Origin of the sequence: Shewanella olleyana (genome assembly GCF_023283825.1) — a bacterium.
In the GTDB taxonomy this organism is placed as follows: domain Bacteria; phylum Pseudomonadota; class Gammaproteobacteria; order Enterobacterales; family Shewanellaceae; genus Shewanella; species Shewanella olleyana.
This window is the reverse complement of the sequence record NZ_JAKILD010000004.1, coordinates 66,601-81,897: the sequence shown is the minus strand read 5'-3', so window position 1 is coordinate 81,897 and position 15,297 is coordinate 66,601. Positions and strand designations below refer to the sequence as shown.

Genomic DNA, 15,297 nt, shown 5'->3' with positions numbered 1-15,297 from the left:
AAATTAGTCTTCTAAGTTACCGCAAAAACGATAGCCTTCACCGTGAATAGTCGCGATGATTTCTGGCGTATCAGGTAAGCTTTCGAAATGCTTACGGATGCGACGAATCGTTACGTCAACAGTACGGTCATGTGGCTTAAGCTCACGACCCGTCATCTTCATTAACAAGTCTGCACGAGTTAAGATTTTACCTGGGTTTTCTACAAAGTGAAGCATTGCACGGAATTCACTACGTGGAAGCTTGTAAGACTCACCTTGTGGGCTTACTAAAGAACGGCTATTGATTTCTAAACTCCAACCGTTGAAACGGTAGAACTCTACAGAACCTTTTTCTTCAATTTCTGCACCAGTGCTGTTCACACGAGTTAACAGGTTACGAGCACGAATAGTTAATTCACGTGGATTGAATGGCTTAGTGATGTAGTCATCAGCACCAATTTCAAGGCCAAGAATTTTGTCAACTTCGTTATCACGACCAGTTAAGAAGATAAGGCCGATGTTGTTAATTTCGCGAAGCTCACGAGCTAACAGTAAACCGTTTTTACCAGGAAGATTGATATCCATAACAACAAGATTAATCTTATTATCCTGCATGGCTTTGTGCATTTCAGCGCCATCGTTTGCTTCAGTTACTACATACCCTTCTGCTTCAAAAATACTACGCAGCGTATTACGGGTTACAGCTTCATCTTCAACAATAAGAATGTGTGGGTTTTGCATGTTATTTACCTAAATTAAAAACAATTCGATTCTAGTCATGTTGCACTAGGGCTGTGGCGCTGTTTATTAATGAAACGCCGATAATTATATATTTCACGATAGGTGTTTATCTATGTCTGCCCTGAACAAAACACGCTTCATGACTAGCTACATTATATGCACTCAGCTTATTACATTACTAAATGAGATATTCGTGACATTAATGTGGTCATAAAAAATCAATCTTCTCATTGTATGTTGAGTATTAACTCATTAACAATCAGTCGAAAGATCTATTAAAACAAAGATTCATTACACTATGAGATTAAATTGCTCATAAAAGTTCCTTGGCAATTTAATATTGTTCTATATTTATATCATCTTAAATGTAGAACAAAATATTCAAGCTTGAATTATTAATGGCTCAAAATTGTACCGATTAATGTAGTAGCTTGTATCATAGCTTATAGTTATGTAGCAAAATCTAGCTAGTGTTGATTATTGTACTCGTTTTAGGCATTTGTTAACAAATGAAATGTTAACAAATTTACTTGCTAGAATTGTTACAAAATTGATTTGTGATGTAAGATGTTGATTTTGTTTGTTAATATAATTATTGTTCTTGTGACTTAAGTCACATGGGCTATTGTCGTTCCCAAGGGTTTGATAGACTTAACTGGGTTTTATAGAGAATATTAAAGAATGGATAATTTAATTGATAGCCTTTGGCACAAGTATCAAGGGACACAATTTTTACTGACGCAGCGGTTATCTAATGATATTCCTTTCGCCATTGTCACCGCACACAACCCTCTCGGGAATGTACTAACACCTTGTCAAAATCGATTGCTTGATCGAAGGTTACAGCGAAAAATCGAACAATATAACAGTCCTTATCGTTCTTTAATCGGTGCAGCTCCTGATTTATCCCATATGGAAAAAAGCTGGGCAATATTTATTGATAAGCAACAAGCACTAGAATTAGGACGTGAATTTAAACAGCATGCCATTTATTACGTCAATGAAGGTTTATTGTCTTTAGTCGCTTGTGGAGATGCGCCAGATCCTGAAGTGATGATTGGTGACTTTGTCGCGAGAACACAAGTGGTTAATGAGCTGCCAGACCTGCACGATTAACCCAAGGTTAATTCTTAGTTAGGATAAGTAAAAAGTATCGCTCAACCCTGCTGTTAGTTTACGAGTTTTAAAGAGTATTAGAGTTTTATTCTAATCTTAGACTTGCTGTTTATTCAAATACTGAATTGATATGAAACAGGCGGTAGGGAAGTGAGCTTTTATTCTGACTAGCTATCTGACTGGCATGTTATCTGATTAGACTGACTCTTGATATTGTTTGCCATTCAACCTTTCATTGAACGTTTACGTATAATGAGGTTTTCTTAAACGTAATCAGTATTACTGAGTGTTTTATATTTCTAATTTTGCATTACTCATGCACTTATTGCTTTAAAATTGTTTTTTACTCCTGCCTTTGTTACTGAAATTAATCAGTTTATTCTTAATTTTCGATTAAATATAAGCTTAAGTATCGATTACCTTTTAAGTGTCTTATTCTACACATTCTGTTATTTGGTAAATTTATTACACTTCTAAATTGACTTAGGTAGGTATTTATTGGTATTTTTCAATTTCTTCTCTAGGGAGGAAACAGAAGAGGAGCGTTAGCTAGGTAGTAAGTTTCAGGAAAACCAATTCCGTTGATGACTTATGAGGGAGATTAGCGCCGAGATATTCGAAGTGATTGGTTTTACTTCATATCGGTCGATTAGGCTGAATCCTAACGATTGTCACCTATTAATTGGTGGAGAGCTTCTGGTGAAAGATTGCTGTTTCCCTTCTTTAAGGGTGCGTTATCACTGCACCAGGCTCTTCGAACGAAGTAAGTTCGGAGTGTAATCATGTTTTTAAATCTTGTTATTCAATGTGTTTTTTCTGATCAGCCTGTCGTTGAGGTGTTGTCATGAGTTTAGTTGTAGCTAAATTTGGTGGTACATCTGTGGCTGACTTTGCGGCGATGAATCGCTGCGCAGATATCATTCTTGCTAATCCAAATACCCGTGTTGTTGTCGTGAGTGCTTCAAGTGGTGTGACTAACCTGTTAGTTGAACTGACTCAAGCTAATGTGAACGATCAACGTCGCATGGCTTTATTGACTCAAATTGCCCAAGTGCAATACGACATCGTAGATAAGCTCGAACGTCCGCAAGATGTCGCTGCCACAATCGATAAACTGTTAAGTCGCATGTCAGTATTAAGTGATGCGTTAGTTCTTGATAGAGGTAAAGCTATCATCGATGAGCTGTTATCCATGGGCGAGCAATGCTCTTCGTTATTATTCTCTGCAGTTATTCGTCAAAAAGGTACACCTTCAAGTGCATTTGATGTTAGACAAGTTCTAAGAACAGATAGCCACTTTGGTCGCGCAGAACCTCAAATTGAGCTAATTGCAACCTTGGGAGCCGAGCACTTAGCGCCATTGCTTAGTTCGCAAGTTATCGTGACTCAAGGTTTTATAGGTGCTGACAGTGAAGGCAATACTACAACCCTAGGACGTGGTGGTAGTGATTACTCTGCAGCGTTATTAGCTGAAGCATTAAAAGCGGATGCAGTTGAAATTTGGACAGATGTTGCTGGGATCTATACCACCGATCCGCGTTTAGCTCCTAACGCGAGACCTATCCCTGAAATTAGCTTTAATGAAGCGGCTGAAATGGCGACATTCGGCGCTAAAGTCTTGCACCCTGCAACCATTTTACCTGCTGTTCGTCAAAAAATTCAGGTGTTTGTTGGCTCTAGTAAAGCACCAGAGCAAGGTGGAACTTGGATCCGTCATCAAGTTGAACAAGTTCCGGTTTTTCGCGCCGTGGCACTAAGACGAGATCAAACCTTACTGAATTTACATAGTCTGCAGATGTTACATGCTCAAGGTTTTTTAGCTGAAACTTTCGCGACATTAGCTAAACACAAAATCTCAGTAGATTTAATCACCACTTCAGAAGTAAACGTATCGCTTACACTGGATAAAACGGGTTCAGACTCAAGCGGTCAGGGTTTATTAAGTGAATCACTATTACAAGAGTTATCCCAACACTGCCGTGTAAGAGTGGAAGATAAACTTGCCTTGGTTGCTATTATTGGTAATAAAATTGCCTCAACTGCAGGTATTTGTAGCCGCGTCTTTTCTGTATTGGAAAATCATAACGTACGTATGATTTGTCAGGGCGCGAGTCCACACAATTTATGTGTTTTGGTGGCAGAATCTGAAGCTGCTGATGTGGTAAATTCATTACATCAAAACCTGTTTGAATAAATTTAACCCAGTTGATTTAAAGCATTAAGGCTAATAAATGACAGCAGCAAGCCCTACTTCTAAAGCGTTAGTGTCAAGAGTAACCTTAGGTGAGTTAGCAACAGGTCAGGCATTAACTGCGCCTGTGTATACTTTTAAAGGGTGCGATGCTGATAATGGCACTGATAAAAAGGCTGGAAGTCATAGCGGGGCTAATCGTGGAGATAATTGCGGAAATAGTCGCGCAGCTGCCTCTGTTTATATTCAAGCCAATGTTCATGGAGCTGAAGTGCAGGGCAATGCTGTCATTTATCAGTTGATGACCTTATTAGAAGATTATACTGTGCTAGGTGATATTCACTGTGTTCCTTTAGCGAATCCATTAGGTATCAATCAGAAAAGTGGTGAGTTCACTTTAGGTCGATTTGATCCTATTACAGGGGTTAATTGGAACCGTGAATACTATGAACATGCTGCTATCGTGGCTGATATTCCCAAGTGGTTTGAATCTAATAAGCAGCTTTCTGATGCTGAGCTTTTTAGCGCCTTTCGACAACGGTTACTGACTAGTTGCCAAGAAAGATTGAATAATTCTTGGGGAATAAGCACTGGCCACCAGTTAGCAGTAACTCTTCAATCAATGGCTCATGAGGCTGACATTGTGTTGGACTTACACACAGGGCCAAAGTCAGCGAAACATCTTTACTGCCCAGAATATGATATTGAATCAGCTCGCTTCTTCTCAATACCATTTTCATTGATTATCCCAAATGAATTTGGCGGCGCGATGGATGAAGCAGCTTTTTATCCTTGGTGGCAACTGCAGCAATATTGTGCTGCGCAAGGTCGTGAATTCAGTGTGCCTGTTGCTGCATTTACATTGGAACTTGCTAGCCAAGAACGCATTGATATGGCGGATGCAAAAGAAGATGCGCTAGGAATTCTAGCGTATTTGAGTCACCGTGGAGTGATAAAAGAGAAAGTTCAACCTGCTGAAATGCCTCGTTGGGGCTGCTTTTTAGCCAATTACAAGAAGTTTCATGCGACCAAAGCTGGCTTAGTTGAATATTGCGCTGAAGTGGGTAAACCCTTGGCTGCAGGTGAGCCACTGGTTACGCTGTTAAGGCTTGATCAATATGGATCTAAACAAGCTTTGGAGCCGGTAAGCCTACCTTGTGACTGTGTGCCTGTTTTACACTTTGCATCAGCATCGGTACACCAGGGAACAGAGCTTTATAAAGTGATGACAGAAGTGTTTGAGCTTTAACAAATATAGAGCTTTATTTAATCAGTTAAAACTCAAAACACTAATATGGTCTTTCTTACTTAAGCATTAATTAGCTTTTAAGGATCTCTAGTGGCATGGCTAGCATGTCATCGCCAGAGCCTGCAAAGTACCAGATTATACCAATCAAAATAGCGACGGTTAAAAAGTACCAAATGGTTGAGAAAATCTGACCGTATCTATCTAAAGGTAATAGGTGGCTTTGATGACGAGTTTTCCACTCGAACACTATCTCAAGACTACCGATTAACAGTAAAAAGCCCAATAAAGCTAATCCCAAACTGTAACTGATAAATACTCCAACAGCAGCTCCTGCAATACAGGCAATAAGCCCGACCATGCTGTTCATTGAGAAAGTGATACTTTTAAGGATGTGTCCGCCATCTAAGGGGAGTATTGGGAGTAGGTTAAACAGGTTTAATAAGGCGTTAAAGCTGGCGAGACCTGCAAAAAAGATATTACCAGTTATCCAATACGCCACCATACAGCCAATGGACATAAACAATCCAAATGTTGGCCCCATGATGGAGATGACGACATTTTGCCAGCGGGTATTTATTCTTTCATCACTGACTGCTAATCCCCCCATAAAAGGTATGAGGTATATGCCTTTGGTTTTCATTCCAAAGTGTTTCATCGCTTTGATATGGCCATATTCATGAATAACCAAGCAAGCAATCAACGCCAATGCAAATTCTATAGAAAACAACCATGAATAGGCAGCAACACTGGCAGCAGCCAACATCGCTTTAATCACCTTGGCACTTTTAAGTAATTTAAAGCCCAATGAGGCTAGGCCTATCATGCTGAATTTTTGCGTTTTGACAGGGGCAACTTCAGGGACTTGTTGTTCGATATCTTTAGTATTTCGTTGCCCTTCAGCAACTGTCTCATTATCAACGAGTGCCACGTAATTGATTAAAAATGGTTGCCACTGAACATCGGCCTCTAAGCGCACTTTAATCACTTTCCTACTCGCTTCTGTTATAACCGCGTCAGTAGTTGAGGGCTCCAACGAGGCTGGTCGTGATAATTCAAATTCGTGGATATTAAAGGCTTGGTTATCCACAGAAGCAGACTTTTGTGAAACTAATTGGTTGTCCCAATATAGTTGCTGCCAACCCGCCATAGAGCCTTCTAATCGTAAACGTTTGCCAAGGCATTCTATATTCAGCAGTTCCATATATTTAGCTGTTCCATTGTTGGTTTTGGAGGATTAATTTTGCGATAGCAATCAGGTGGTAAAACATTTGGCATTTTGCCTGATAGCCAAAGGTGACTCAAGCTAATTAGACTCAAGATATTCGACTGTTTCGATCCCTTGCTTGATATTACTAAAGACTAATTTTGTACTGCAGCAATGTCCGTTCAACACGGCATGTTCTCGTACATAATGAATAAAGCTGACTAAGTCGATAGGTTGTAGACTTTCTTTAAGCTGAGGTAAGTCAGCTGTCGCTTGGTCCGATTGTGTTGAGGTTGATGGCGCTTGAGTTGACGGTACTTGTGTTGATTGAACAGAGGCTGATGGCTCAGAGGCTGATGGCTCAGAGGCTGGTTGCGATGACCGAACCGACAGGGGCTGCGGCTCGATAACAATATCAAATGTTGCCCCAGCGCTGTCTAATAATTTGTCGAGAGAGTTAGCAATGTGCGGCTGTAAGCAACAATACTCTAGCCAGTCTCTATCACTGGCTAAGTAAATCAGTTCTTCACTGTGTTGTTGCTTTATAATTACTGGCCAACAAATTGTCTGCATGGAAACCATCACTTCTAAATTTAATATACGAGTATCAAATCGCTTGAGTTAAGTCACTTGAATGTAAAACATCACCAGTTAACTTTTGCTGCTAGGGTCTGTTGATCTTTGCTGGTTAAGTTTTGTTCGAAATAAAAGCGTTTTAATTGAGGCGGATGGGTTGATGCCTAGTCATCTAAGCAAAATTCATCCAACAAAGAGTAAAATGCTTTTAGTCGAACCCTTTGGGCAGCGTTTGTTGGCCAGTTTTACTGCGTTATCGACTTTTTATGTAGAATAACTACACTACAAGGTCTCTGTCTTGTATAAATGGCCAACAATTCGCTGTAAAAACAACCTTGAAAGATCAACAGGCCCTAGTGACTACCGTAATCAAAACTGATTTCATTGTGAAGGTTTTTAATATGGCAGGGGCCATGTTCTCTTTGTGTGCGATTTTGAGCCGGGCCGATATGAATTTCAACATTGGCAAAAATATGCTTTTCAGCTTGGATAAAGTTCTTGATGTAATAACCTTCGGCTTCTTGTTGCAGTTGCTTACACTCGGACTCTGCTTTAGCGCGATTGTTAGCTACTTCTTTCTTCTCATCAAGCATCATTTTAACTTGTTCTATCATCCCTGCATCAGTTTGCCACTCTGTTTTAGGAGGCAGCTTTCTTAACCTTGCTTCGATGTCGAGACCTGCCACCACTAATTGTTTTGCTTTTGCATCACAAGTTTTCACTTCTGCTCTCAACTCTGCTTGGTGCATAGCACAATAGAGCTCAGTTTTAGTGCCTGCTGTTGCGCCAAAAGCGACAGCTTTGATGCCTTTTCTAGCCGTTGCTCGTCCTCCAACAAGATCGCCTCGTTTAGCATTGGGATCGCTGACAGTAATGACATTATCGGATTGAGAGTGACTATGGAGAAGCTGTTTGGTGACTAAAATATCACTATGGGCTGTTAGGTTTGAGTACTGTACAAACTGAGCACAAATTTGCCCTTTAGCAGTGATGTGATTACTGAGTTCATGCTCTTTTATTTGTCTGCCGATAATGCCTCTGCTGACAATGACATCACCTTCTGCTTCAAGGGTAGCTGATTCAACAAACCCCATGACGGTAATATCGCCACTGCTTTTAACTTGCATGCCTTCATGGACATCACCTGTGATTAAAATACTGCCCTCAAAATCAACATGACCATATTTAACATCAACATCTTTGATTTGTAAGACATCATCGACCTGCATGCCTTTGCTATTTTCGACTGGTTGGCCGGCAACTGTGGCGATGAGCTGATAAGGGTCGTCTGCAGAGAGTTCTGTGCCATTACCTGCCTGCATAGACAGATCTTTTCCTTCAACCTGCAAAATGGCATCGCCGTGAACATTATAACCGGCGGTACCAGAGGTTGCAGGAGTTTTAACCATCAGTACGTCGCCAGGTTTCACCATGATCATCGCGCCTAGGTTGCGCATATCTACAGAGCCATCTTCACGCTCTTGTGGTTGCAATAAGCGCTCGCGTGCAAGAGGCACTTTGCGGCTTAAGGTCGCATTAATACCGTTAATCGGCAATTTACCTATAGCGATGGGGCTTTGGCAGCTTTCACCAGGAGGTAACGTTGCTAATTGCTGAATCAAGGATTGGATTTTGGGTTTGCTTAAGCCCATTTTTACTTTATGGGATTTAAGGGCATTGAGGATCATGGGAAGTGAAGGATCTTTGCCACCCCAAGCAGATTCTAATGTCATGGAGGCTGACATTTTATCTTCACTTATTTCAACGGTGACTTTGCCGTCAGCTCGCTCAGCGATGATAAAATACAGCTCATGCTTACCATTATCTTGGCCACTGAGTGCGTTAATTTCTGCGACGGCTTTATGAATGTTGTGCTGTAAGGGGCGCAGCATTGCAAATTCGGGTTGTGTAAGCAGTTTGCTGACATCATCTTCCGATACCGGTCCATGAGTATTTGGAATAACACGAAACTCAACTTGAGTTTGATTTTCGTTAAAAACTGCTAAACCCCAATCCAACATAAAATCCCTTATTATCATGGCCATTATTTAGTTTGACCAATGCGCCTTATTGGCGATTCTTATTATTAACCAACAAAATGTAGCGGTTTTTTATGATAAAAACTAGTCAATTTTTGTTGTTTCAGATCTAATCGACTGATTGCGTGATGAAGCTCATCAAGTATTAATACTTTGTTAGTTATGGAAAAAGTATAACTTGTACTTATTGTTTTCAGCTGGAACGTTCACCTGACCAAATTCTGCGGCGATTGTGTCAGCATAAGGCAGGTTTCTATTGGCGACGATTTGCCATACCCCATTATTTGTCAGGCTGTTAGCACTAGATTTTACAAAGTCTTTGGCTATTTGAGTGGTGGTCGCTAAACCGTCATGAAATGGTGGATTTGAAATAATGCCATCAAATTTACCTGATATTTGTTTAAATCCATCAGAAGCATAAACGTTAGCTGCCATATTATTCGCGGCAAGAGTTAGCTCGCAGGCTTTTAATGCCATTGCATTTATATCAATACAATCAATATTCAAGCTTGGGTTAGCTTTAAGCATTGCTGCGCTGATAACACCCGCTCCACAACCAAAATCAAGCACTCTGCCAGTTAGCTCTGGTAGGTGGGATAGTAATAACTCAGTACCTTGATCAAGTTTCTTCTCGCTGAAAACACCGACAAGATTACAAATCGTAATATCACCTTGAGGTGTGCTTAACTGATACTGACTTACCCAGTCCTTAATGTTGAACTCAGGCGCGGTTTGAATTAATTCGGCAACAAAAAGCAAGCAATGACGGGCATTGTCACGCTTTAAAGCTGTTGAGTAATAGTTTGGTAATAATTTAGCTAATGACTTAACTCCACCTTTATTTTCACCAATAACGATTAAGGTGCCCCCAACAGATAAATGCTTTGCGGCAAGCTGAAACAGGTAAGGTGCTAGGGCTTTTGCTTTTGGGAAGTAAATTACAGCGGTGTCGAAAGCTTGCCTGTTAGCATCACTTGGCAAATCATGGCCAAAGTAGCTTTGCAGATTAGGCTTGGATTGTTTTGCTAATAACTGATGGTGATTCAAGTCTAGGGCTAATGCGGTCACAGATGATGCAGCATCTAACAGTTCAACGGCTAATGTATCTGCTTCATGGTTTAGAATCAGTACATGCTGGTTTTCGACAAATTGAATGTTACGTTGCAGAACTTGAGATGCATTGGTGAGCACAGAATCGACCTTAGAGAGTTTAGCTATTAGTATCGGCGGATTATAGCAAATAACTGCTGAGCAGTTCATCTTGTTGCTAAAACAATGGTACAGGCCAATAAAAAAGAGCAACTCAAATCAGCTTGAGTTGCTCTTTTGTTAGTATATTTTTTAAGTCTAGGTTCATACTCAGATAAACCTAATTGAGAATACTTAATTTAAAGCTTTAGGTAATAAGCTCATCATTTTAGTTGCGATTTCTGTATTGTCTTGATGACCACTGAATAAGCGTGACCCTGGACCTGCAGCAAATACTTGTACATCCGATGCCGTGTGTCCGACAGATGTCCAGCCGGTATTAGTGCGAATATCAATAATATGCAGAATAGATTTATAAAGCTGCTTTTGTCCCTGCATTCTGGCGGCATCTAAACTGGCAAGCTCTTCTGTAGTGGCTTCAAAGCCAATAAGCTGATTGAAGCGCTCTTGCCAATTATCCACAGCAACAAGCTCTTCTGAAATAGTTTGCGGTGATGCTTTGATGTTATGCAGCATCGTTGGGTTCCAGACATATTCGCCATGTGCACCAATAGATAGTCCGCCAGTGTTGTGATCGGCAGTCACTACCATCAGGGTATCGTTACGCTCGCGAACAAATTGCTCTACCACTTCAATCGCATTGGCAAACTCGTCCATTTCGCCCATCGCTGTGGCAATATCATTTGAATGGCCAGCCCAGTCAATAAGGCTACCTTCAACCATTAAAATAAAGCCTTGTTCATTTTGCGATAACAACTCAAGCGACTTTTTGGTTAGGGTACTGAGTTTATAGCCGTCTTGATCGTCTAATACCCAAGGAAGTTGAACGTCAGCAAATAAACCTAATACTTTAGGTTCGGTGATGCCGTCTAACTGCTCAAACTCGGTGATATGTTGATAGCCTTTGGCGGTAAACTCACTAAGAAGGGCATCAGAAAAGTATTTTTGTCCGCCGCCTAAAATCACGTCCGCATCAGACGCTAAATAACCTTCCGCAATTTGCACGTAATTTCTACGATGTTCATTATGTGCCAGAAATGCCGCAGGCGTTGCATGGTTAACTTGGCAACTCACAGCAACACCAGTAGCAAGACCTACTTTTTTAGCCAATTCCATAATGGTAGTTAACGGACGTTTATCTAAATCGACAGAAATAGCACCGTTATAGGACTTAAAACCTGTCGCGAGTGCAGTCGCTGACGCTGCTGAATCCGTGACATAACCACTTGCTGGAGCGGGATAAGTACTTGCCATGCCAACTAATAAACGGTCAAAAACAGTTTGTTCGATTTCTTCCGTGTCAGGGTTATCTTTAAAGTAACGATATGCGGTGGTATAAGCGGGGCCCATTCCATCACCAATCATGATAATCATGTTTTTGGGTTTGGATGGCGCAGAGGAAACCTTAACTTTCTTACTGGCAACATTCGTTATAGGCGCAACAATATTGGCTGGCAATCTTGCTGGGTCGTCCTCAATATTTGCAGACTTAGCTGCTTGGTTTGATGCTTCGATGATAGAAGTGTCTGAGACACTTGAGACATGTACTTGGATTTGTTGAGTCGTTTGATCTGCTTGTGGCGCTTCATTTCCTACCAATGCATTATTGGCAAAACTGCTATTCGAAAAGCACAGTGTTATCCCGAGTATTAGGCTCAGTGTTATTTTTATTTGCATGGTAAATCCTGAAAGTACAAAAGGGTCAAGGTTTAATCATTCAGCCTATCAAATCATGATAGGCTGAATTAAAGATTAAGCTTGTTTGTTAATTCTTACTTCAATGGCATCCATTAGCATGCCTGTAATATCCACATCGTACGCGGCTTCAATTTCTTTAATACAGGTTGGGCTAGTTACGTTAATTTCTGTGAGCTTGTCACCGATAACATCTAAACCGACAAAAATCAGTCCACGCTTTTTAAGCTCAGGGCCTAATGTACGGGCAATATGCATGTCACTTTCTGATAATGGCTGTGGAACTCCACTACCGCCAGCAGCCAAGTTACCGCGTGTTTCACCTTTCATTGGAATACGTGCCAATGAATAAGGAACGGGTTCACCATCAACTACTAAAATGCGTTTATCACCCTGTTTTATTTCAGGGATAAAGCCTTGCGCCATTGCGTAACGAGTACCGTGTTCGGTGAGAGTTTCTAAAATGACGCCAATATTTGGATCATCTTGTTTCACTCGGAAGATAGAGGCGCCGCCCATACCATCAAGTGGTTTAAGAATGATATCGCCCTTATCTGCTAAGAAAGTACGAATACGTTTAGCATCACGGGTCACAACTGCATCTGGAGTGAACTCTGGGAACCAGGCAGTAAAGAGTTTCTCGTTTGCATCACGTAAGCTTTGCGGCTTATTGACGATTAATACGCCTTCTTCTTCAGCTCGCTCAAGCATGTAAGTTGCATAAATAAATTCAGTATCAAATGGCGGATCTTTTCGCATTAATATCACATCTAAATCAGCGAGTGGGGTATCAATGCTTTCGCCTAACTCGAACCATTTACTCGCATTATCTTCAACGGTTAACGAGCGCATGTTTGCCATCGGCTTACCATTAACCATGGCAAGATCTTGCATTTCCATATAATACAGTTCATAACCGCGTGATTGAGCTGCCATTAACATTGCAAAGCTAGAGTCTTTTTTAATGTTAATGTCGCTGATTGGATCCATTACTATGCCGAGCTTGATCATACTTTTATCCTTATTTTCTCAATGCTTTTATCATTGATTAACCGATATCACCGAATCGCAATTGCAATGCCGTTATCGCGGTTAGTGAAGCTGTTTCTGTACGTAGTACTCGTGGCCCAAGTAATACGTCGGTGAAGAGATGCGTTTCTGTCATGGCTATCTCTTCTTCTGATAGACCGCCTTCGGGGCCAATTAATAACCGTACTTTGTTATTTTCTAGCGATAAGCCATTAATGCCGTGTGCAGCCCGAGGATGCAGGTTTAACTTTAACGCCTCTGTTTGCTCTGCGCACCACTGGCTTAAGTTCATTGCTGGCCTAACGGTTGGCACAAAACTTCGACCAGATTGCTCACAAGCACTGATGACAATTTTTTGCCATTGGCTAATTTTCTTTTCTAAACGTTCGCCACTGAGTTTAACGCCACAACGGTCAGAAAATAATGGAGTAATTGTTGTTACACCTAATTCGACTGACTTTTGAATGGTGAAATCCATTCTGTCACCACGTGAGATGACTTGGCCTAAATGCAAGTCTAGCGGTGATTCAGATAGCTTTTCTGTCTTTTCGATTATCTCAACCGAGACATTTTTTTTATTGGCACTGATGATTGATGCGAGATAATCAAAACCATCGCCGTTGAATAGGGTGATGTTTTCACCTTCATTCATACGTAAAACTCGGCCAATATGTGCCGCGCCGTCTTCATCTAATTTTACTTGCTGATTAACAGTAAGTTCATTGATTGGTTGGTAAATTCTTGGAACGCGCATTTTAGGTCCTTAATCAATGAGGCCGAGATTCTGACATTGTTTTAAGACAACATTATTATGGTTGCCTTGATTTTCGGAAATTAATTTATCTCTTAAACATTCATTCTTATCAACTGGATAGGTTTTATCCCATGCCTCAAATAAACGTCGTTGGCTAGAAGAAATAGATAATCCATATGTTTGCTGCATGTAAAAGTAGGTTCGAGCAATCGCCCCGCGACTTTGTTTCGGCGGCTGGGCTTTACGGCCTTTAAAGTCGACTACCATAGCACATTGACCATATTGAGTAGCCGTGCCATTCCATTCACTGAAACGATAGTTACTTCTGTCACCGTTAACTTCACCAACAGTAGGGGTGAGATTATGTAAGTCTGCTTCCATCTTTTTAAATTCTGGGCTGGTTCTGCCGCAATTTTTACGACCACCTTCTTGCCAACACTGCAATTGATGACCAAACTCCCAAGCGGGTACCACATGTTCCCACTCAATTCTGTTAGCGCGTGGGATTTGTTTGCGAACTTGATAACCGCAGCTTTCTAAATCTGGCTTCCATTGTTTACCAATGACATTGATATCACAACCGCAATAAAAGCTGCTCATGGGTAAGGAAGTACTATATATCTTTTGCGCTATCTTCTTCGCACTTCTAAAACTTGATGGATGCTGAGCTGCTTGAACACTCACAGCTGTCAATACAATCACTATTGCTAGTAAAAATAGCACAATGACATGATAACGATTGCTAACTTTTTGGCTCGACACTTTAAACCCTAACTTCATTCAATACGGCACAGACTATACGGGTTGGTATCGCCTGATATTTGTGAAGGATGGTAAGGGATTGAAACTAGGGATGCAATGGCAAGCTTACATCGAGAAAGCGATTTATTATGCTTTGACGGCTAGCACTTGAGCGCAGTTTTTACAGCGATACTGGGTTTGATTCCTCAATACCTTATTATGCCGACGAATCGATAGCATCACTGGACCACAATCACAGAAATATTCAAATTGCTTACCTGTTACTGACTGAGTATTAAGTTGATGTGTGGTATCTGCGGGCACATTGAAAACATCTTGCATAATACGTTGCCATTCAAGCCCATGTGGCTTCACTCGACCATATAATTGAAAGCTCAGTAAGTGACTAATTTCGTGCGGGACGACTTGATCAATAAATTCTGCGGCATTTTCTTCAAGCAGTATCGGGTTAAAACGAAGTTTATTCACTTGTAAGTGAGCTGTTCCCGCGCTCTTTCCTCGTAAGGTAAATTGCACAATAGGGCGAGAAAATTGACGTTTTAATAATACTTCAGCTTGTTGATAATCAGCTTCAATCTTTTGCAAAACTTGTTGTTGTGCTTCTGTTTTAGGCAAGCAGCTCGTAACAAGTTTGCCCATTTTTGATGGACGTGCAATAGAGCTCGGCTCAAAAGCAGCTTTAGCTTTTGGTTGATTTTGGCGACTGAAAAGAGATTTGAACATAGAAGGTGACTTGCACGTTTGTTAACTGAC

General features: G+C 40.9%; 13 protein-coding genes and 1 riboswitch. Of the genes, 3 read left to right on the top strand and 10 right to left on the bottom strand.

All coding sequences use genetic code 11. The features are described from left to right. Positions 1–3: 3 nt before the first annotated feature. Positions 4–720: a two-component system response regulator ArcA gene (arcA, locus tag L2735_RS04115; protein ID WP_248983492.1), complete on the bottom strand. Its 717-nt coding sequence runs from the start codon at positions 718–720 to the stop codon at positions 4–6. A 681-nt stretch (positions 721–1,401) separates the two neighbouring features. Between arcA and L2735_RS04110 the strand changes: the two genes are divergently transcribed. From L2735_RS04110 to L2735_RS04100, 3 genes are all read left to right on the top strand, one after another. Continuing rightward, positions 1,402–1,836: a DUF3293 domain-containing protein gene (locus L2735_RS04110; protein ID WP_248983491.1), complete on the top strand. Its 435-nt coding sequence runs from the start codon at positions 1,402–1,404 to the stop codon at positions 1,834–1,836. A 527-nt stretch (positions 1,837–2,363) separates the two neighbouring features. Then, a riboswitch (Lysine riboswitch) is annotated at positions 2,364–2,540 on the top strand. Between the two features lie 140 nt (positions 2,541–2,680). Continuing rightward, complete coding sequence (lysC, locus tag L2735_RS04105) at positions 2,681–4,030, top strand: lysine-sensitive aspartokinase 3 (protein WP_248983490.1); 1,350 nt, start codon at positions 2,681–2,683, stop codon at positions 4,028–4,030. Between the two features lie 37 nt (positions 4,031–4,067). Then, the gene (locus L2735_RS04100; RefSeq protein WP_248983489.1) at positions 4,068–5,276 is read left to right on the top strand and encodes a succinylglutamate desuccinylase/aspartoacylase family protein; all 1,209 of its coding nucleotides are present in this window, start codon (positions 4,068–4,070) and stop codon (positions 5,274–5,276) included. A gap of 70 nt (positions 5,277–5,346) precedes the next feature. Here L2735_RS04100 and L2735_RS04095 read toward each other — a convergent pair whose 3' ends face one another. The 9 genes from L2735_RS04095 to L2735_RS04050 all read right to left on the bottom strand — a co-directional run bounded on the left by L2735_RS04095 (position 5,347) and on the right by L2735_RS04050 (position 15,267). Continuing rightward, entirely contained in the window at positions 5,347–6,477 is a 1,131-nt protein-coding gene (locus L2735_RS04095) for a site-2 protease family protein (protein WP_248983488.1), read from the bottom strand. A gap of 102 nt (positions 6,478–6,579) precedes the next feature. After that, entirely contained in the window at positions 6,580–7,053 is a 474-nt protein-coding gene (locus L2735_RS04090) for a DUF4144 family protein (protein ID WP_248983487.1), read from the bottom strand. A gap of 356 nt (positions 7,054–7,409) precedes the next feature. Continuing rightward, positions 7,410–9,077, bottom strand: coding sequence for a flagellar assembly protein A (locus tag L2735_RS04080; RefSeq protein WP_248983486.1), 1,668 nt, complete (start codon positions 9,075–9,077; stop codon positions 7,410–7,412). A 174-nt stretch (positions 9,078–9,251) separates the two neighbouring features. Continuing rightward, positions 9,252–10,286 carry a methyltransferase gene (locus L2735_RS04075; protein WP_248983629.1) on the bottom strand — a complete coding sequence of 345 codons (1,035 nt, stop codon included), beginning with the start codon at positions 10,284–10,286 and terminating at the stop codon, positions 9,252–9,254. Positions 10,287–10,478: 192 nt separating this feature from the next. After that, a complete protein-coding gene (locus L2735_RS04070; RefSeq protein WP_248983485.1) occupies positions 10,479–11,981 on the bottom strand; it encodes an alkaline phosphatase in 1,503 nt (500 codons plus the stop codon). A 75-nt stretch (positions 11,982–12,056) separates the two neighbouring features. Then, positions 12,057–13,010: a glutathione synthase gene (gene gshB, locus L2735_RS04065; protein ID WP_248983484.1), complete on the bottom strand. Its 954-nt coding sequence runs from the start codon at positions 13,008–13,010 to the stop codon at positions 12,057–12,059. A gap of 37 nt (positions 13,011–13,047) precedes the next feature. After that, on the bottom strand, positions 13,048–13,782 hold the full coding sequence (gene rsmE / locus L2735_RS04060; protein WP_248983483.1) for a 16S rRNA (uracil(1498)-N(3))-methyltransferase: 735 nt from the start codon (positions 13,780–13,782) through the stop codon (positions 13,048–13,050). Positions 13,783–13,791: 9 nt separating this feature from the next. Continuing rightward, positions 13,792–14,505, bottom strand: a complete 714-nt coding sequence (locus tag L2735_RS04055; RefSeq protein ID WP_346348122.1) for an endonuclease — start codon at positions 14,503–14,505, stop codon at positions 13,792–13,794. A gap of 165 nt (positions 14,506–14,670) precedes the next feature. Beyond that, the gene (locus L2735_RS04050; protein WP_428848288.1) at positions 14,671–15,267 is read right to left on the bottom strand and encodes a SprT family zinc-dependent metalloprotease; all 597 of its coding nucleotides are present in this window, start codon (positions 15,265–15,267) and stop codon (positions 14,671–14,673) included. Between the last annotated feature and the right edge of the window lie 30 nt (positions 15,268–15,297).

Coding starts and splice junctions, on each gene's coding strand:
- L2735_RS04090 (WP_248983487.1), bottom strand. CDS start 7,053: ATGCAGACAATTTGTTGGCCAGTAATTATAAAGCAACAACACAGTGAA.
- gshB (WP_248983484.1), bottom strand. CDS start 13,010: ATGATCAAGCTCGGCATAGTAATGGATCCAATCAGCGACATTAACATT.
- L2735_RS04095 (WP_248983488.1), bottom strand. CDS start 6,477: ATGGAACTGCTGAATATAGAATGCCTTGGCAAACGTTTACGATTAGAA.
- lysC (WP_248983490.1), top strand. CDS start 2,681: ATGAGTTTAGTTGTAGCTAAATTTGGTGGTACATCTGTGGCTGACTTT.
- arcA (WP_248983492.1), bottom strand. CDS start 720: ATGCAAAACCCACACATTCTTATTGTTGAAGATGAAGCTGTAACCCGT.
- L2735_RS04050 (WP_428848288.1), bottom strand. CDS start 15,267: ATGTTCAAATCTCTTTTCAGTCGCCAAAATCAACCAAAAGCTAAAGCT.
- L2735_RS04110 (WP_248983491.1), top strand. CDS start 1,402: ATGGATAATTTAATTGATAGCCTTTGGCACAAGTATCAAGGGACACAA.
- rsmE (WP_248983483.1), bottom strand. CDS start 13,782: ATGCGCGTTCCAAGAATTTACCAACCAATCAATGAACTTACTGTTAAT.
- L2735_RS04100 (WP_248983489.1), top strand. CDS start 4,068: ATGACAGCAGCAAGCCCTACTTCTAAAGCGTTAGTGTCAAGAGTAACC.
- L2735_RS04080 (WP_248983486.1), bottom strand. CDS start 9,077: ATGTTGGATTGGGGTTTAGCAGTTTTTAACGAAAATCAAACTCAAGTT.
- L2735_RS04070 (WP_248983485.1), bottom strand. CDS start 11,981: ATGCAAATAAAAATAACACTGAGCCTAATACTCGGGATAACACTGTGC.